Genomic DNA, 16659 nt, shown 5'->3' on the forward strand with positions numbered 1-16659 from the left:
ATTTTGTATCCGGATTTACTTCGTTCCGAAAAGACGGTCGCCCGCATCTCCGAGGCCCGGCACAATGTATCCGTGCTCATTCAGCTTCTCGTCAAGCGCTGCGATGTAGATATCCACGTCCGGATGCGCTTCTGCGAGGGCCTTCACGCCTTCCGGTGCGGCGATGAGGCACATGAACCGGATGTGCGATGCACCGCGTGTCTTCAGTGAATCAATCGCTGCAATCGCCGAACCGCCGGTTGCGAGCATCGGGTCGACGACGATGAATTCCCGCTCACCGATGTCGGACGGCAGTTTCGCGTAATACTCGATGGGCTTCAGTGTTTCGGGATCGCGATAAAGGCCGATGTGCCCCACCTTCGCCGCCGGGATGAGTTTGAGAATCCCGTCCATCATCCCGATGCCCGCACGCAGAATCGGCACGATGCCGAGCTTCTTGCCCGCCAGGACATAGGACTCCGCCATCTGGACCGGCGTCTCCACTTCCGTCTTCCGCAGCGGAAGGTCACGGGTGATCTCATACGCCATGAGCGTCGCCACCTCGTCGACAAGCTCGCGGAACTCTTTCGTCCCCGTGTTCACGTCCCGGATAAACGTCAGTTTATGCTGAATGAGCGGGTGGTCAAATACATGCACTTTCCCCATCGTTTTCACTCTCCTGTTCACCGGCCGGGAATCCCCCGGCCGCCTGTATATGTTCTCAACTTGTTCATTATAACAATGATTCATCCGGGCTGCACCGGCCGGATGGCATTGTCACGGAAATGAAAGATTGAAAGGAGGTATTTGCAGCGCCTTTCGGCGGTCTCCGTCCTCAAAAAAAGAAGGGACTGCCGCTCGGGCAGTCCCTTCCTTCATTAAATGATCACGATTCGTAAAGCGGGAATTTCGAAGTGAGCGCGGCGACGCGATCCTTGACTTCCTGCTTGACCGACTCGTCCTCGTGATTTTTGAGGAGCTTGGCAATGATCGCGCCGACTTCTTTCATTTCCTCTTCTTTGAAGCCGCGGGACGTGACGGCCGGTGTCCCGATCCGGACGCCTGATGTGACGAACGGGCTTTCGGTATCGAACGGGATCGTGTTTTTATTGACGGTGATGCCGACTTCGTCAAGCACGGCTTCCGCAACTTTACCGGTGATGCCGAGCGAGCGGAGGTTGAGAAGCAGCAGGTGGTTGTCCGTGCCGCCCGAGACGAGGTCGATCCCTTCAGAGTTGAGGGTTTCGCCGAGCACCCGCGCGTTTTCGACAACCTGCTGGATGTATTCTTTGAATTCCGGCTGCTGAGCTTCGCCGAATGCGACCGCCTTTGCTGCGATCACATGCATGAGCGGACCGCCCTGGATGCCCGGGAAGATCGACTTGTCGATTTTCCTGCCGAATTCCTCTGTCGTCAGGATGAGGCCGCCGCGAGGTCCGCGGAGCGTCTTGTGGGTTGTCGATGTGACGAAGTGTGCATGCGGTACCGGATTCGGATGGAGGCCTGCCGCCACAAGACCCGCGATATGCGCCATGTCGACGAACAGGTAGGCTCCGACTTCATCCGCGATTTCCCGGAACTTCTTGAAGTCGATCCGGCGGGGGTAGGCGCTCGCACCGGCGACGATCATTTTCGGCTTGTGCTCGAGCGCCTTCTGGCGGACGTCTTCATAGTCGATCAGCTCGTCCCCTTTGCCGACACCGTATTCAACGAAATTGTACTGGACGCCGGAGAAGTTGACCGGGCTGCCGTGGGTGAGGTGCCCGCCATGGCTCAGGTTCATGCCGAGCACAGTGTCTCCCGGCTCAAGCACCGTGAAATAGACTGCCATGTTCGCCTGTGCACCCGAGTGCGGCTGGACGTTGGCATACTCGGCACCGAAAATTTCTTTCAGGCGGTCGCGCGCAATATTCTCGACGACGTCCACGTGTTCGCAGCCGCCGTAATACCGCTTGCCGGGATAGCCTTCCGCGTATTTATTCGTCAGGACGGAACCTTGTGCTTCCATGACCGCTTCCGAGACGAAGTTCTCCGATGCGATCAGTTCGATGTTGTCCTGCTGGCGTTTCTTCTCCGCCATGATGGCGTCAAATACTGCTGTGTCCTCATTTTTCACATGTACGAGTTGCTCCACTGCTTCATTCCCCTTCCCCGTTATCTTTACTGGTCTTCTTCTTTCAGTTCCTCTTCGTACGCTCCGTTTTCTTCTTCGGGCTCCATGATCTCTTCTTCGAGTTCATAGACCGCACGGGCGCCACCGATCAGTTTCGGCCGGGTTTTGGCAATCGTCACGACCGCTTCGCCGACCCGGTCGACCGAGGCACGGAGCGGGACGGCGACCGGCCGGAGCTGCATGCCGATGAGCGTCTGACCGATGTCGATCCCGGCATGGGCGCGGACGCCTTCGACGACGACCGGGTCGGCCATGTTCCTGTAGGCAAACGCGGACATCGATCCGCCCGCCCGAACGGCCGGCACGACCGTTACCGGTTCGTATCCGTACCGCTCCGCCGCCTTCCGCTCGAGCGTCACGGCACGGTTGATATGTTCGCATCCCTGAAACGCCAGATGCAGGCCGTTCCGGTCCGCGAATGCCTGGAGCGGACCGTATAGAATTTCCGCGATATCGAGTGCTCCGCCCGTTCCGATGCGGCTGCCCGCGACTTCCGATGTCGAGCACCCGACAACGAACAGCTGTCCCGGGCGGAATTCCGCCTGTTCCTCCAGCTGTCCGAGGATTTCCTCAAGCTGCAGCTTCCATAGTTGCCGTGCATCCACGGGGCTTCACTCCCTTGATCCGGTTACTGTTCAAGCTCCGTAATCTTTTCGATGCGGCGCTCATGGCGGCCGCCCTCGAACTCGCCTTCCAGCCAGGTCTGGGCGATCTCGCGTGCAAGACCCGGTCCGATGACCCGCTCTCCCATTGCCAGCACATTGGAATCATTGTGTCCGCGGGTAGCTTTGGCACTGAACACATCGTGGCAGAGTGCACAGCGGATGCCTTTGACTTTGTTGGCCGCGATCGACATGCCGATCCCGGTCCCGCAGATGACGATGCCCCGGTCGAATTCGCCGGCTGCCACCCGTTCCGCCACAGGCCGTGCATAATCGGGATAATCCACGGAAGAGTCGTCCCGCGGTCCGAAGTCCTCATACTCGATGCCCATCCCGTCCATCAGGTCCCTGATCTCGGCGCGCAGCCGGTTGCCGCCGTGATCGGAAGAAATCGCTACTTTCATCCGCTTTCCCTCTTTTCTAAAAATCCGTTTGCCCCATCATCATAACATTATTGGGAAAATAAAAATACAGCCCGATTTCAGGGCTGCTTCATGTTCCGGCGGAGTGCATCGGCCAGCAGGCCGACCGCCTTTTTCAGTTCCTCGAAAGTCCGCCGGTACTCTTCTTCGCGCCCGCCGAACGGATCCATAATATCCCGGTCGCCGAGCCCGACATAGCTGTTGAGCAGGAACGTCTTCCCCCGGGCATGCCGCGCGGAACGCTCGAGCGCCCGCCGGTGGCCGTCGGTCATCGCGAGGATCAGATCCGCCCAGTCGACGAGTTCCTCATCGGCAACAGCCGAAGGATCCGGCTCTGGCAGCCCATGTTCACCGATCAGCACAGCGGCATGCCGGGAAGGCGGCTGCCCCGCAAACGCCGACACGCCGGCAGAGCGCACGTCCACTCCGGGAATCCCCTCCGCCTTCAGCAACGCCTCGGCCATCGGGCTCCGGCATGTATTTCCCGTACAGATGAATAAAATATTCAACTCCGCTCACCGCCCATCCGATCCGGTCCGCACTCAAAGCAGCGGGAGCACGCCCATGAGCACCAGCCCCGCCCCGGCAAGCAGCCGGAGCCGCCTGCCGCCGATCTTGTTGAATGTCCCCCTCATGTAAAGGGCTCCGCACGACAGGATAAATGCGCTTGCCCCCGCGCTGACGATGAACCGGATCATATCTAACTGAAGCATACCAAATGACATGCTCACTGAAAAGGAGTCGACACTGAGCAGGGCGGCCAGCATATAGGGCGGCATCTTCACATCCGCCCCATCATCCGACAGGATCATGTGAAGCCCGAGCAATATGAGCAGGATGGCCGAGATGTAGACTCCGAGACCGGCAAGCAGCGCTGCGGCCGCGCCCCCCGCCAGAAAGCCCGCCAGCGGAAAAATCATATGAAGCGTGCCCGTCCACATCGCAAGCGGAAGCCGGTTCCTCCTCAGCGGCAGGATGGCATAGACCGCAGCTGCATCCACTGCAGTCAACACCCCCGCCACCGGTTCTTGCCACATCCGATCCCTCCGTTCCCGCATCATCCATCCATCTTATGCGGACAGGCGAGGGCACATGACGGGAGGCGGGGTACGCTGCGGACGTCAGGACCTTGGGTTGGGCACGGGGAAATTCGGTGTGATCTTGGGAAAACTCGGGGTAATCGTGGAAAAACTCGGGACGGCTTCGGTAAAACTCGGCGTGTTCTTGGGAAAACTCGTGTCGATCATAGGGAAACTCTGGGGCCACGGGAATCTCGACGGACTAAAGGAAAACTCAGATACCCCTCGGGAACACTCATGATGATTGCAGGAAAACTCAAAGGGTCCAGAGGAAAACTCGACGGGAATGGAAAACTCGGACCCATCACGGGAAAGCTCACAACGATTCCGGGAAAACTCGGGGCCGCTTAAGGAAAACTCACTCATTCAACCGATACGGGAGCCGCAGCGCGCTATAATCCCAACTGTACAGCACAAGCCTGGAATCTTGGATCCTGTCCAGTTCAAACCTCCTTATAATCCAGGAAGCAGACCGCCTGTCCGCCAGGCTGAACAAATGCCGGATGTCTTCGCTTGAAATGAGCCGCCCCTTCAACAAAAACCAGTCGAGCAACGTTTCCTCAAATACATTCTTGCAACGCGTCCCGCATGCCCTACAGATCCAAGTCCGTTCACTTTTTCTAATAACCAGTTCACCACAATCACTGCAGATCGGTCCCCAGTAAAGTTCATTCTCCTGGATATTAAATTGGTTCCTCAAAGGAAAAGGGAAATACGGCTCATGAGCACGCATGAAAAGCTTTGCCAACTCCTCAATCTGTGGCCCACTCCGTCCGCTCGGACCGGTCCGTTCTGTCGCAAGGTGCCGGCGGATTTCGCGGAGACGGAACACCCGGCCATCCTTTTTCGCCTGCTCAAAGACCGGATTTGCAGTCATGACCACCGCTCCGTCCACCGTGCTAGAAATGCGATTCATCTCCAGCCATTGACGAAGGCCCGCCATTTCTTCCTCCAGTTGAAGAACCGGACACTCAAAACTATCAGAAATGAATCCATCCGCATCCACTTTGTCCAGCCTGGCCGGGTTATCCTCAAAACGCAGGCGCCCTCCAATATTTTTCACTTCGTAAATGATCGCACGGGTCGGTGTCAGGACCAGCAAATCAATCTGCACATATTGCCTCGACGAGACTTCCAGCCGAATATCCCACAGCACTCGGAAAGGAAACCCAAACCTCAAATTTTTGAGATAGTCCAGCACCTTTTGTTCCCCCGCAATGCCCGCTCCCAATGTGTACAGCCGAAACCGGATATCGCTCATTTTCCGGTGTTGCTGCAGATTGGCCCGCATCAAAATTCTCTTCAGCCCGTAACGATTTAACTCAGAGAATGACCTGTTCATCCCGCCCCCTCCTTTGCCTGTACCATATCACGCGGCAGGACTGCAGGATAGCCGCTCCTCCAGGCGAGAGAATGTCATTTTTGAATTTTACAGCCGCTTTTTACGGCAAAATTGAAATTTAGGGTGCCAAAAGAGGACCAAAATAAAACTTTGGAAAACTCGGGAACTATTCGGTAAAACTCAGGCCCCCTCAGGATAAGCTCGCGACCCGGCAGGTAAAGTTCAGGGCTTATATAGTAAAGCTCGGGAACTATTCGGTAATTCGGCGACTCCATCACGGAAAGTTCGGGGTCCATCCAGTAAAACTGAGTACAGGTAAAACTCAGGACCTCTCAGGTGAAGCCCATCACCACTTCGGTAAAACTCGAGACCTGGACGGTAAAACTCAACACCTTTCAGGTAAAACTTATCCCCCCAGGTAAAACTCAGGACACTTCCAGTAAAACTCAGGGCCACTTCGGGGAAACCCGATAACGCTCGCTCCAACCCACAAAAAAACAACCGCCTCCCGGGAGACGGTTGTTTCCTTCATTCTATCATTCATCTTCCAAACCATTTTCCTCCGGCCGCTTTATTGAGCCGGTTCATGACGGCGCGGCCGATGCCTTCCTCGCCGACCGAAGCGGCGAGGATGATGTCGGCGCCGGTCCGGTCACAGGCACGGAGTGCGTCGTACAGGTCCGCAGAAACGGATTCGGGGTCTCCTTCCCTGCCGGCCGGGAAGAACCAGTCGGCATCCGATCCCCCGAATTCTTCGGGGGCCACAAGCGCGATGCGATGTCCTTCCTCCTGCAGCGACCGGACCGCCTCACCGATCCGGTTCCGGTCCGGCCGGATCAGGAAGACCGGCGCATCCGGGGAATAGTGGGTGTATTTCATGCCGGGCGCACGCGGCGCATCGGTTCCGGCTTCAGAGGCTTCGGCGGATCCGTTGACGGGACCGATGAGCGGGACGAGCATGTCGGCGGTCACGGCTCCCGGCCGGAGGATCGCCGGAATGTCCGATGTGAGGTCAAGGACGGTCGACTCGATGCCGATGCCGGTTCTGCCGCCGTCCAGTATGTAAGATATTTTGCCGTCCAGGTCCGTCGCCACATGGTCGGCCGATGTCGGGCTCGGCTTGCCGCTCGTGTTCGCGCTCGGAGCGGCGACAGGCCTTCCGAACCGGCGGAGCAGCTTCAGCGCGACCGGATGATCCGGCATGCGGAGCCCGACCGTATCGAGCCCGGCCGTTACCGACGGGGCGAACACACCGGGGGCCGCTCTCAGAATGAGCGTCAGGGGGCCAGGCCAGAAGGCATCCATCAGAATCCGGGCCTTTTCAGGCACATCACAGGCATATTCCGAGACTTCCTCCGCCGTTCCGACGTGGGCAATGAGCGGGTTGTCCGAAGGCCTGCCCTTCGCCTCGTAGATTTTCCGGACTGCCTCTTCCGACGTCGCCAATGCACCGAGTCCGTACACCGTTTCCGTCGGGAAGGCGACGAGTTCTCCTTCGTGCAGCAGCCGGACCGCCCGGTCATACTGCTCTTCGCCCGCTTTCTCCGTGAGCACCGCTTTCTCCGTTATCATCGCAAACGCTTCCTTTCCGCCGGACGTTCAGTGTTCCACTCAGCCGAACAGGCCCTTCAGCCATTCGACGAGAAAGAACGTCACCGGCTCTTCTTCAGTCTCTTCCTTCATTGCGGTCGCCGTTTCTTCCGGCGGGTCGCAGACATCCGGGAACAGGGCGCACCACCAGTTGTCGCCGCGTCCGTCTCCGATCGTCACCACCCATGCATCCGCTTCCTGCTGGGCGAGGATGCCGCCCCTATACGGCTTGGGCGGGAATACCGCAGAACCCCTCCGGAGCGTGACATCCTCACCGGCTTCCGCGAGGACACCGGGCAGCAGTGTATCCAGCCGGGCGGCGAGCTCTTCCGGCGTGCGGCTCTCACTCCTCGCCTGTTCGACAGCCGGTGCGATCAAGGCGACGATCTCCCGTTTTGCCGACTGTGCCGATTCCGTGTTGCTGTCGGCGATCACGCGGATCCGGAGCATGCCTTCCGCTTCCTCCGCGGCCGTTCCGGTCAAGAGGAACAGCGCACACTGGATGACGATCAGCATCAGGATAAATTGGATAAACGGAATCGCGGCCCGGAGTTTCTCTTGCATTCTTTTGGATTGATTAATTGGATAGTCATTCAGCATGTTCTCTTCCTCCCTTGCACGCATTGTGGTCAGGAAGAAAGAAAACTATTCAACGAATCTTCTATTTTTATTTGGAAAGCTCGCAAAATACGATCCGGTCTTTCCCATTGATGTCCTGCACCACTTCGACCGAACCGTCCGGGAACGCCTCTGCGAATAAACCCGATACGGCCGGCCCCTGCAGATGGCCGATCTCCAGACCGATGAGCCCGGGACGCCTCATGAGGCCCGGCAGCGTACGGGCGAGCGTCCGGTAATGGGCCAGCCCGCCCTGTTCCGCGAACAAGGCAGCGTGCGGTTCATGGCCGGTGACCGAATCGCTCATCCCCTTCGCTTCGTCCGGTGCGATATACGGCGGGTTCGACAGGACGATGTCCCATTCCCGGCCTTCCAGCGGTGCGGCCATGTCCCCTTCCAGGAAAGAGACCTCTGCACCAAGCAGGCGGGCATTTTCTGCCGCCACGCGCAGGGCCGCAGGCGAAATATCCGTCGCCGTCACGTTCGCCGACGGGCGCTCCAGTTTGAACGATACGGCGATCGCGCCGCTGCCCGTCCCGATATCGGCCGTGTGCAGCGGCCGGTCGACTGCAGGCCAGATCCTGGCCGCGCGGGCAAGCGCCCGGTCCACGAGCTCCTCCGTTTCCGGGCGGGGAATCAGCACATCGGGCGTCACCCGGAACGGGCGGCCGTAAAACGCTTCCCGCCCGGTCACATACTGAAGCGGGATGCCGGATTCCATTGACTGGATCCCCTTTGAGAACTCGCGGCGCTGCGCATCTTCGAGTTTCTCCGGCAGCTTGATGAGCAGGCCGGTCCGATTCGTTCCGAGCACATGCTGCATGAGCAGTTCGGCCGCGAATTCTTCCCGGCCGGCTTCCTGAAGGCGCCGCTTCCCTTCGGCAAGGACGGACGCAATCGTGTCATTCCGCTGCATCGAGCTGTTCCAGGCGCGCCGCCTGTTCCTCCATCGTGAGCGCATCGATCACTTCGTCCAGCTTGCCGCTGATGATCTGGTCGAGCTTCTGGATCGTCAGTCCGATCCGGTGGTCGGTCACCCGGTTTTGCGGGAAATTATAAGTACGGATCCGCTCGGACCGGTCGCCCGTGCCGACGGCCGACTTCCGCTTGGCATCATACTCCGCCTGCGCCTCCTGACGGAACTTGTCATACACCCGGGCACGTAGCACCTTCATCGCCTTTTCCTTGTTCTTGATCTGCGATTTCTCGTCCTGGCAGGAGACGACGGTGCCGGTCGGGATATGGGTCAGCCGGACGGCGGACATGGTCGTGTTGACGGACTGGCCGCCCGGCCCGCTCGAAGCGAATGTGTCCACACGGATGTCCTTGTCGTGCAGCTCGATCTCCACTTCTTCCGCTTCCGGAAGGCAGGCGACCGTCGCGGTCGACGTATGGATCCGCCCGCCGGATTCCGTTTCCGGCACCCTTTGGACCCGGTGGGCACCGTTTTCAAATTTGAGCCGGGAGAATGCCCCGTGCCCGCTGATCATAAAAATGATTTCCTTGAATCCGCCGAGTCCGGTCGGCGAGGCGTCCATCACTTCCGTCTTCCATCCTTTTGACTCCGCATAGCGGCTGTACATCCGGAACAGGTCACCCGCGAACAGCGCAGCCTCGTCTCCGCCTGCCGCACCGCGGACTTCCATGATGACGTTCCGGGAATCATTCGGGTCTTTCGGAAGGAGCAGCACTTTCAGCTCTTCCTCGAGCACGGCGATTCTTTCTTCAAGTTCTGCCGCCTCTTCCTTCACAAGCTCGCGCATCTCGTCATCGAGCTTTTCCCCGAGCATCCCGCGCGCGTCCTGCAGCTCTCCCGCAGCTGATTTGTACGTCCGGTATACTTCGACCGTCCGGGCGATGTCCGCCTGCTCCTTGGAGTATTTCCGAAGCAGACCGGCATCGGACACGACATCCGGGTCGCTCAGCAATTCATTCAATTTTTCGTAGCGATCTTCAACTGCCTGCAGCCGTTCATACATCACGGAGCCCTCCGATAACTTCTTCTTGATGATCGTTCCATTATAACTTAAAAAGCACCCGGCCGTCTTTCGGCGGGTGCCTCAGCTTCTATTCGTCTTCAAGCGCCGTGCTCTTCACGGACACGCCATTCGGCACTTCGTGGTGCATCCGGCATCTCGGCTCGTACGCCTCCGAGGCGCCGACAAGGATGACCGGATCGTCCGCATGGGCCGGCCTGCCGTTGATGAGCCGCTGGGTGCGGCTTGCCGGGGATCCGCATACGGTGCAGACCGCCTGCAGCTTCGTGACATTTTCAGCAACCGCCATGAGCTGCGGCATCGGTCCGAATGGCACTCCGCGGAAGTCTTGATCAAGCCCGGCAATGATGACCCGGTATCCGTGATCCGCCAGCCGGCTCACCGTCCCGATGATGCTTTCATCGAAAAACTGGGCTTCGTCAATCCCGATCACATCCACCCGGTCGTCGATGTGCCGCCAGATCTGGTCTGCACTCACCACCGGCATTGCGATGATTTCATCGCCGTTGTGGCTCACTACTGAATTGTCGCTGTACCGGTTATCGATCGCCGGCTTAAACACGGCGATTTCCTGTTTGGCAAACCGTGCGCGCCGAAGCCGCCGGATCAGTTCTTCGGACTTCCCCGAGAACATGCTTCCGCAGATCACCTCGACCCAGCCGCCCTGCATTGAAACGTACATCCGGAATTCCCCTTTCCGATCCCAGGGGCTCTTCCCCCGTCCTTGGTTTCCGAAGTTTTATCTTAACGGATATTGTGTGCCATTTCCCGTCTTTAAATTTGTCCGGAGATGTGGTATGGAGCCGGGGAACCTTCAAAGGCCGGATCAGCCCGGCAGATTCTTGTCTCTCCGGACCTTTGCCGTTTCACGAAAGTCAATCATCGTCATTCCCGCGGGCCGTTCGCCTCACCCCAGCCATTCTCGGCCACGGCTGCTTTGCCGCATACAAAAACCCGCCCGGGACGCAATGTCCGGGCGGGTCGGGACGTCGAAATTACTCTTCGTCGCGGCCTTCTTCTTTGAGGCCGTATTTCTTGTTGAAGCGGTCGATCCGGCCGTCGGCTGCAGCGAATTTCTGGCGACCCGTGTAGAATGGGTGGCATTCGGAGCAGACTTCCACGCGGATGTCTTCTTTCACGGAACCAGTTTCGAACGTGTTGCCGCAAGAGCAAGTGACGGTCGCTGTTTTGTAGTCCGGGTGAATTGCAGTTTTCATGAATTGTTTCTCCTCTCGCCCTGAACCATCCGGAACAGAGTTTTATTATGGTACTGCAGCCTTACACGGCCATACAGTCGAGCCGTATATGCTGTCAGATAGTCGCAAACTTACATTTCTCATTATAGCACTGCACTGCCGCGGATGCAACGAATAAATTCGGGATTAGAGGAGCCCTTTCCCGCCACGCTTTTCTTTCATTTCCTTGTCCAGCTGAAGGAAAAACTCCTCGTTGCCGGCGGTGTTGCGGAGCTTCTTCAGGAAGCGCTCGGCAAAGTCCGGGCTGTCCGAGAACGTGCGCCGGATCGCCCACAGCTTCTCGAGCCGGTCCTTCGGGATAAGCAGTTCCTCTTTCCGGGTGCCTGACCGGCGGATGTCGATCGCCGGGAAGATGCGCCGTTCGGCAAGGCTGCGGTCAAGATGGAGCTCCATGTTGCCGGTGCCCTTGAACTCTTCATAGATGACATCGTCCATCCGGGAGCCGGTTTCGACGAGTGCGGTCGCCAAAATCGTAAGGCTGCCCCCTTCCTCGAGATTACGGGCTGCTCCGAAGAACCGTTTCGGCCGGTGGAGCGCCGCCGGGTCGATCCCTCCCGAAAGTGTCCGTCCGCTCGGCGGAATGACGAGATTGTATGCCCGGGCAAGCCGGGTGATCGAATCCATGAGGATGATGACATCCCGTTTATGTTCCACGAGCCGCATCGCCCGCTCCAGGACAAGTTCCGCGACTTTCACGTGATTGTCCGGCGTTTCGTCGAACGTCGAGCTTGCGACATCCGCGTTCACCGAACGTTCGATGTCGGTCACTTCTTCCGGACGCTCGTCGATGAGCAGGACGATGAGTTCGGCTTCCGGGTGATTTTCGCTGATGGCATTCGCGATTTCCTTCAGCAGCTGGGTTTTCCCTGCCTTCGGCTGTGCAACGATCAGTCCGCGCTGTCCGAAGCCGACCGGGGACACGAGGTCCATGATCCGGGTCGACAGCTTATTCCGGTCTGTCTCCAGCTTGATCTGCCGTTCCGGGTACAGGGGGGTCAGCGCCGGGAAATGGACCCGTTCCTTGGCGGTCTCCGGATCTTCCCCGTTCACCGCATTCACCTGAAGAAGGCCGTAATAACGCTCGTTCTCTTTTGGAGGCCGGACTTTTCCGCTCACCCTGTCGCCGTTCCGCAGGTCGAACCTGCGGATCTGGGAAGCCGAGATATAAATATCCTCGGAACTGGAAGAGTAATTGATCGGCCGGAGGAACCCATACCCTTCGGTCGGGATGATCTCGAGGACCCCTTCCATGAATGAGTATCCTTCCTGCTCGGCACGCGATTTCAGGATCGCCAGGGTCAGTTCTTTTTTCGTCATTTTGCTGTAGTAGGAAATATTGAATTTCCGGGCGAGACCGTACAGTTCCTTCAGTGTCATATCCTGAAGGCCGGCCAGCGTCACTTCCGCCATGGGCGGTCACCTCTTTCACGGGTTGGGGTCTGGGGCGTCCGACCGGCCTGGAGTTGCCGGTCCGCCCGATCAAAGGGAAGAAATAAAGAAGGGATGCCCGGCGATGCCGCCGGGCATGGGTTCAATCAGTATTCCATTACATAGTGCGGTTTCTTTTTCAGTGAGTGGCGGCCTTCGACAAAGCGGACCGTGCCCGACTTCGCACGCATGACGAGCGAGTGGGTGGAACCATAGGAGCCTTTGAACTGGACACCAGAGAGCAGTTCCCCGTCGGTGACACCGGTTGCGGCAAAGATTGCATCATCACCCCGGACAAGGTCTTCCATCCGGAGAACCTTGTTCACGTCGATGCCCATTTTCTTGCACCGCTCGACTTCCGTGTCATTGGACGGGATCAGCCGGCCCTGGATTTCACCGCCGAGGCACTTCAGGCCGACGGCCGCAATGACGCCTTCAGGGGCGCCGCCCATGCCGAACAGGATATCGACGCCGGTTTCGTCGAATGCAGTGTTGATCGCACCGGCGACATCCCCGTCATTGATGAGCTTGATCCGGGCGCCCGCTTCGCGGATCTCTTCGATGATCCGTGAGTGGCGGTCCCTGTGGAGGATCGTCGCGACGACGTCCTCAATGTCTTTGTTTTTCGCCTTTGCGACTGCACGTAGGTTGTCGATGACCGGTGCATCGATATCGACCATGCCAACTGCTTCCGGACCGACGGCCAGCTTTTCCATGTACATATCAGGTGCATGGAGAAGGTTTCCCCGGTCTGCGACGGCGAGGACCGCGAGCGCATTCCAGCCGCCGGCAGCGACGATATTCGTGCCTTCAAGGGGGTCAACGGCCACATCCACCGCCGGTCCCGATCCGGTGCCGAGTTCTTCGCCTATGTACAGCATCGGCGCCTCGTCCATTTCTCCTTCACCGATGACGACGACACCCTGCATCGGGATCGTGTCAAAAACCGTCCGCATCGCGGAAGTGGCCGCATCGTCGGCTTCGTTTTTCTGGCCGCGGCCCATCCAGCGCGCAGAGTTGAGCGCGGCGGCCTCCGTAACCCGTACAAGTTCCATTGATAAACTGCGTTCCATCCTGGTCATCCTTTCCGTTTCCCCGGTCGGGGATTACCGTTCATTTCGTTGCAGGGACCGCACGGGTTTCAACCCGGACGGCCCGTGCCGCCCGCTGCTTCAGCCGGAATGCGGACTTTCCGGATATCGGCGCCGAGGCCCCTCAGCTTCTCGACGATGTTCGAATAGCCGCGCTCGATATGGTGGATCTCCTGCACTTCCGTCTCGCCTTCTGCGAGCAGGCCGGCCAGTACGAGGGCGGCTCCGGCCCGCAGATCGGATGCACGGACAGAGGCTCCCTGAAGTTTCGTCGGTCCCGAAATGATGGCGGAACGGCCCTCGACGCGTGTCGAGGCATTCATGCGCCGGAGCTCGTCGATATGTTTGAAACGGGCAGAATAAATCGTATCCGTGACAACCGAAGAGCCTGTCGCCTGTGTCAGGAGCACGGAGAACGGCTGTTGAAGGTCTGTCGGGAAGCCCGGGTAGACAAGCGTCTTCATATCAACCGATGACAGTTTTTCCGTCTTCGGGATGAAAATCCGTTCTTCCTCCTCGACGATTTTCACGCCCATCTCGCGCAGCTTTGCGGTCAGCGCCTCGACGTGGAACGGAATCACATTGTCGATCGTCACGCCGCCTCCTGCCGCAGCCGCCATGATCATGTACGTCCCCGCTTCGATCCGGTCAGGGATGATTGTATGGGTTGTCCCGGCAAGCGATTTGACGCCTTCAATCCGGATGACGTTCGTGCCGGCGCCCTTGATGTTCGCACCCATATTCGACAGGAGCGTGGCAACGTCGATGATTTCCGGCTCCTTCGCCGCATTCTCGATCACGGTGCGCCCTTCTGCGAGCACGGCGGCGAGCATGATGTTGATCGTCGCGCCCACGCTTGCCACGTCCAGATAGATCTTTGCACCGCGCAGCTTGTCGGCACGGAGATAGATGGATCCGTGCTCATTCGTCACGGTGGCACCGAGCGCCTCGAATCCTTTGATGTGCTGGTCGATCGGGCGCGGCCCGAGATGACAGCCGCCCGGAAGTCCGATGACCGCCCTGCCGAACCGGCCGAGCATCGCACCCATCAGATAATAAGAAGCACGGAGCTTTTTGACATTGCCATTCGGCAACGGCATCGCGACCATCCCGGCAGGATCGATTTTCATTGTGCCGCCTTCAAAAGAGACGACTCCGCCGATTTCTTCGAGCAACAGTTTCAGCGTATGCACATCGGCAATTTCAGGCAGCCCTTCGATCGTCACTTCAGAGCCCGCCAGTATCGAGGCGGGGATGAGTGCGACGGCGCTGTTTTTCGCGCCGCTCACTTTCACCGTGCCATTCAGTTCCCGACCGCCGTTAATTTTATATACGTCCATTCATTTCCCCTCGTTCTGCGTCAACAGCTCAATCAGCCGAGCGGCTGTTCCAGTCAGCAAGGAACGCCTCAAGACCTTTTTCCGTCAACGGATGCTTGAACATTTGCTTGAGTACCTTGAGCGGCGTTGTGGCAATATGCGCGCCGTTCAGCGCGGCATCGGTAATATGTTGAGGATGGCGGATCGACGCTGCGATGATTTCCGTGTCGATGCCGTGGATTGCAAAGATTTCGGAGATTGTAGCGATCAGGTCCATTCCGTCGTGCCCGATGTCATCGAGGCGGCCGAGGAACGGGGACACATAGGATGCCCCTGCACGCGCAGCAAGCAGAGCCTGGTTCGCGCTGAAGACGAGCGTGACGTTCGTCTTGATGCCTTCCTTGGCGAAAGTCGAACACGCTTTCAGCCCCTCCTCCGTCATCGGAAGCTTGACCGTGATGTTCGGAGCGATGGCTGCGAGTTCACGGCCCTCCCGGATCATGCCTTCCGCGTCGGTCGAGATCACTTCCGCGCTGACGGAGCCCGGAACGAGTGCAGCGATTTCCTTCAGCCGTTCATGGAATGAGATATTCTCTTTCGCGACAAGCGAAGGGTTCGTCGTCACGCCGGAAAGGATGCCCCACGAATGGGCTTCTTTGATCTCTTCGAAGTTCGCTGTATCGATGAAAAATTTCATTGTCCTGTTCCTCCCGAGTCCTGATTAATGAAAGGAAAGAAGGAGGGTGCCCCGAGGGCGCCTCTCCTTTTCCCTGCTGTTCCCTTAAGCTTTCCCCGTTGAGCCGAATTCACGCATCTTGCCTTTGACCGTTTCCTTGATGGCTTCGCGTGCCGGACCGAGGTATTTTCGCGGATCGTACACGTTCTGGTCGTTGTTCAGGACCGAGCGGACGGCATCCGTCGCGGCAATCTGGTTTTCGGTGTTGACGTTGATTTTCGCCGTCCCGAGGGAAATGGAACGCTGGATGTCCTTCGTCGGGATTCCGGTGCCCCCATGGAGCACAAGCGGAAGATCCGACTGTTTCGAAATCTCTTCCATCTCCTTGAATCCAAGATTCGGCTCTCCTTTGTACGGGCCGTGGACAGATCCGAGTGCCGGAGCGAGACAGTCGATGTCCGTCTTGTTCACGAGCTCCTCGCATTCTTTCGGATCGGCATAGATGACGCCGTCCGCAACGACGTCGTCCTCCTGGCCTCCGACGACACCGAGTTCCGCTTCAACCGAAACGCCGTGCTGATGCGCCAGCTCCACCACTTCGGAAGTGATGCGGATGTTCTCTTCAAGCGGCTTGGAAGACGCGTCGATCATGACGGACGTGAATCCTGCTTCGATCGCTTCCTTGCATTTGTCGTAAGAAGAACCGTGGTCGAGGTGGATGGCGACCGGCACGGTCGTTCCGTACGATTCCATGAGTCCTTTCACCATCGGGACGACCGCCTTGAAGCCGCCCATATATTTGCCTGCCCCTTCGGAGACGCCGAGGATGACCGGAGATTTCTCTTCTTCGGCCGCTTCCAGGATCGCCTGGGTGAATTCGAGGTTATTGATGTTGAACTGCCCGACTGCGTAGCCTTCTTTCTTCGCTTTCTGGAGCATTTCAGTCATGGAGACAAGTGCCATCTGGGATTCCTCCTTCGAATGTCGGAACTGCTTGTACTGTTGTTTCATACACTCCCCCATCATA

18 protein-coding genes are annotated in these 16659 nt (G+C 58.3%); all 18 read right to left on the reverse strand.

The annotated features are described in order from the left end of the window. Positions 1 to 15 precede the first annotated feature (15 nt). Positions 16 to 645 carry a uracil phosphoribosyltransferase gene (gene upp / locus B0B07_RS02485; protein ID WP_076756782.1) on the reverse strand — a complete coding sequence of 210 codons (630 nt, stop codon included), beginning with the start codon at positions 643 to 645 and terminating at the stop codon, positions 16 to 18. A 220-nt stretch (positions 646 to 865) separates the two neighbouring features. Next, entirely contained in the window at positions 866 to 2113 is a 1248-nt protein-coding gene (gene glyA, locus B0B07_RS02490) for a serine hydroxymethyltransferase (protein ID WP_327078156.1), read from the reverse strand. Between the two features lie 26 nt (positions 2114 to 2139). Beyond that, entirely contained in the window at positions 2140 to 2757 is a 618-nt protein-coding gene (locus B0B07_RS02495; RefSeq protein ID WP_076756783.1) for a TIGR01440 family protein, read from the reverse strand. A 23-nt stretch (positions 2758 to 2780) separates the two neighbouring features. Beyond that, positions 2781 to 3218, reverse strand: a complete 438-nt coding sequence (gene rpiB, locus B0B07_RS02500; RefSeq protein ID WP_076756784.1) for a ribose 5-phosphate isomerase B — start codon at positions 3216 to 3218, stop codon at positions 2781 to 2783. A 77-nt stretch (positions 3219 to 3295) separates the two neighbouring features. After that, the gene (locus B0B07_RS02505; RefSeq protein ID WP_076756785.1) at positions 3296 to 3745 is read right to left on the reverse strand and encodes a low molecular weight protein arginine phosphatase; all 450 of its coding nucleotides are present in this window, start codon (positions 3743 to 3745) and stop codon (positions 3296 to 3298) included. Between the two features lie 33 nt (positions 3746 to 3778). Beyond that, positions 3779 to 4273, reverse strand: coding sequence for a manganese efflux pump (locus B0B07_RS02510; protein WP_076756786.1), 495 nt, complete (start codon positions 4271 to 4273; stop codon positions 3779 to 3781). Positions 4274 to 4673: 400 nt separating this feature from the next. Beyond that, positions 4674 to 5657, reverse strand: a complete 984-nt coding sequence (locus B0B07_RS02520; RefSeq protein ID WP_076756788.1) for a nuclease-related domain-containing protein — start codon at positions 5655 to 5657, stop codon at positions 4674 to 4676. 540 nt (positions 5658 to 6197) lie between these two features. Then, positions 6198 to 7229, reverse strand: coding sequence for an L-threonylcarbamoyladenylate synthase (locus B0B07_RS02530; protein ID WP_076756790.1), 1032 nt, complete (start codon positions 7227 to 7229; stop codon positions 6198 to 6200). Between the two features lie 39 nt (positions 7230 to 7268). Beyond that, positions 7269 to 7847 carry a stage II sporulation protein R gene (locus tag B0B07_RS02535; protein WP_076756791.1) on the reverse strand — a complete coding sequence of 193 codons (579 nt, stop codon included), beginning with the start codon at positions 7845 to 7847 and terminating at the stop codon, positions 7269 to 7271. A 67-nt stretch (positions 7848 to 7914) separates the two neighbouring features. Beyond that, on the reverse strand, positions 7915 to 8781 hold the full coding sequence (gene prmC, locus B0B07_RS02540) for a peptide chain release factor N(5)-glutamine methyltransferase (protein WP_076756792.1): 867 nt from the start codon (positions 8779 to 8781) through the stop codon (positions 7915 to 7917). After that, a complete protein-coding gene (gene prfA / locus B0B07_RS02545; RefSeq protein ID WP_076756793.1) occupies positions 8768 to 9844 on the reverse strand; it encodes a peptide chain release factor 1 in 1077 nt (358 codons plus the stop codon). Before prfA ends, prmC begins: the two co-directional genes overlap by 14 nt. Positions 9845 to 9932: 88 nt before the next feature. Then, positions 9933 to 10544: a thymidine kinase gene (locus B0B07_RS02550; RefSeq protein WP_076756794.1), complete on the reverse strand. Its 612-nt coding sequence runs from the start codon at positions 10542 to 10544 to the stop codon at positions 9933 to 9935. 313 nt (positions 10545 to 10857) lie between these two features. Beyond that, positions 10858 to 11079, reverse strand: a complete 222-nt coding sequence (gene rpmE, locus B0B07_RS02555; RefSeq protein WP_076756795.1) for a 50S ribosomal protein L31 — start codon at positions 11077 to 11079, stop codon at positions 10858 to 10860. Between the two features lie 165 nt (positions 11080 to 11244). Continuing rightward, positions 11245 to 12528, reverse strand: a complete 1284-nt coding sequence (gene rho, locus B0B07_RS02560; RefSeq protein ID WP_076756796.1) for a transcription termination factor Rho — start codon at positions 12526 to 12528, stop codon at positions 11245 to 11247. A gap of 125 nt (positions 12529 to 12653) precedes the next feature. Beyond that, positions 12654 to 13619 carry a class II fructose-bisphosphatase gene (glpX, locus tag B0B07_RS02565; RefSeq protein WP_076756797.1) on the reverse strand — a complete coding sequence of 322 codons (966 nt, stop codon included), beginning with the start codon at positions 13617 to 13619 and terminating at the stop codon, positions 12654 to 12656. Between the two features lie 68 nt (positions 13620 to 13687). Beyond that, positions 13688 to 14977 carry a UDP-N-acetylglucosamine 1-carboxyvinyltransferase gene (locus B0B07_RS02570; protein WP_076756798.1) on the reverse strand — a complete coding sequence of 430 codons (1290 nt, stop codon included), beginning with the start codon at positions 14975 to 14977 and terminating at the stop codon, positions 13688 to 13690. A 28-nt stretch (positions 14978 to 15005) separates the two neighbouring features. Beyond that, a complete protein-coding gene (fsa, locus tag B0B07_RS02575) occupies positions 15006 to 15653 on the reverse strand; it encodes a fructose-6-phosphate aldolase (RefSeq protein ID WP_076756799.1) in 648 nt (215 codons plus the stop codon). An 84-nt stretch (positions 15654 to 15737) separates the two neighbouring features. Beyond that, the gene (locus tag B0B07_RS02580) at positions 15738 to 16595 is read right to left on the reverse strand and encodes a class II fructose-bisphosphate aldolase (protein WP_076756800.1); all 858 of its coding nucleotides are present in this window, start codon (positions 16593 to 16595) and stop codon (positions 15738 to 15740) included. Positions 16596 to 16659: the final 64 nt, after the last annotated feature.

Origin of the sequence: Edaphobacillus lindanitolerans (genome assembly GCF_900156305.1) — a bacterium.
Classification (GTDB): Bacteria; Bacillota; Bacilli; order Bacillales_A; family Planococcaceae; genus Bhargavaea; species Bhargavaea lindanitolerans.

Excerpts from the sequence above, each read along its gene's own strand:
- upp (WP_076756782.1), bottom strand. The coding sequence starts at position 645 with ATGGGGAAAGTGCATGTATTTGACCACCCGCTCATTCAGCATAAACTG.
- rpiB (WP_076756784.1), bottom strand. The coding sequence starts at position 3,218 with ATGAAAGTAGCGATTTCTTCCGATCACGGCGGCAACCGGCTGCGCGCC.
- B0B07_RS02510 (WP_076756786.1), bottom strand. The coding sequence starts at position 4,273 with ATGTGGCAAGAACCGGTGGCGGGGGTGTTGACTGCAGTGGATGCAGCT.
- B0B07_RS02520 (WP_076756788.1), bottom strand. The coding sequence starts at position 5,657 with ATGAACAGGTCATTCTCTGAGTTAAATCGTTACGGGCTGAAGAGAATT.
- B0B07_RS02530 (WP_076756790.1), bottom strand. The coding sequence starts at position 7,229 with ATGATAACGGAGAAAGCGGTGCTCACGGAGAAAGCGGGCGAAGAGCAG.
- B0B07_RS02535 (WP_076756791.1), bottom strand. The coding sequence starts at position 7,847 with ATGCTGAATGACTATCCAATTAATCAATCCAAAAGAATGCAAGAGAAA.
- prmC (WP_076756792.1), bottom strand. The coding sequence starts at position 8,781 with ATGCAGCGGAATGACACGATTGCGTCCGTCCTTGCCGAAGGGAAGCGG.
- prfA (WP_076756793.1), bottom strand. The coding sequence starts at position 9,844 with ATGTATGAACGGCTGCAGGCAGTTGAAGATCGCTACGAAAAATTGAAT.
- B0B07_RS02550 (WP_076756794.1), bottom strand. The coding sequence starts at position 10,544 with ATGTACGTTTCAATGCAGGGCGGCTGGGTCGAGGTGATCTGCGGAAGC.
- rpmE (WP_076756795.1), bottom strand. The coding sequence starts at position 11,079 with ATGAAAACTGCAATTCACCCGGACTACAAAACAGCGACCGTCACTTGC.
- rho (WP_076756796.1), bottom strand. The coding sequence starts at position 12,528 with ATGGCGGAAGTGACGCTGGCCGGCCTTCAGGATATGACACTGAAGGAA.
- glpX (WP_076756797.1), bottom strand. The coding sequence starts at position 13,619 with ATGGAACGCAGTTTATCAATGGAACTTGTACGGGTTACGGAGGCCGCC.
- B0B07_RS02570 (WP_076756798.1), bottom strand. The coding sequence starts at position 14,977 with ATGGACGTATATAAAATTAACGGCGGTCGGGAACTGAATGGCACGGTG.
- fsa (WP_076756799.1), bottom strand. The coding sequence starts at position 15,653 with ATGAAATTTTTCATCGATACAGCGAACTTCGAAGAGATCAAAGAAGCC.
- B0B07_RS02580 (WP_076756800.1), bottom strand. The coding sequence starts at position 16,595 with ATGGCACTTGTCTCCATGACTGAAATGCTCCAGAAAGCGAAGAAAGAA.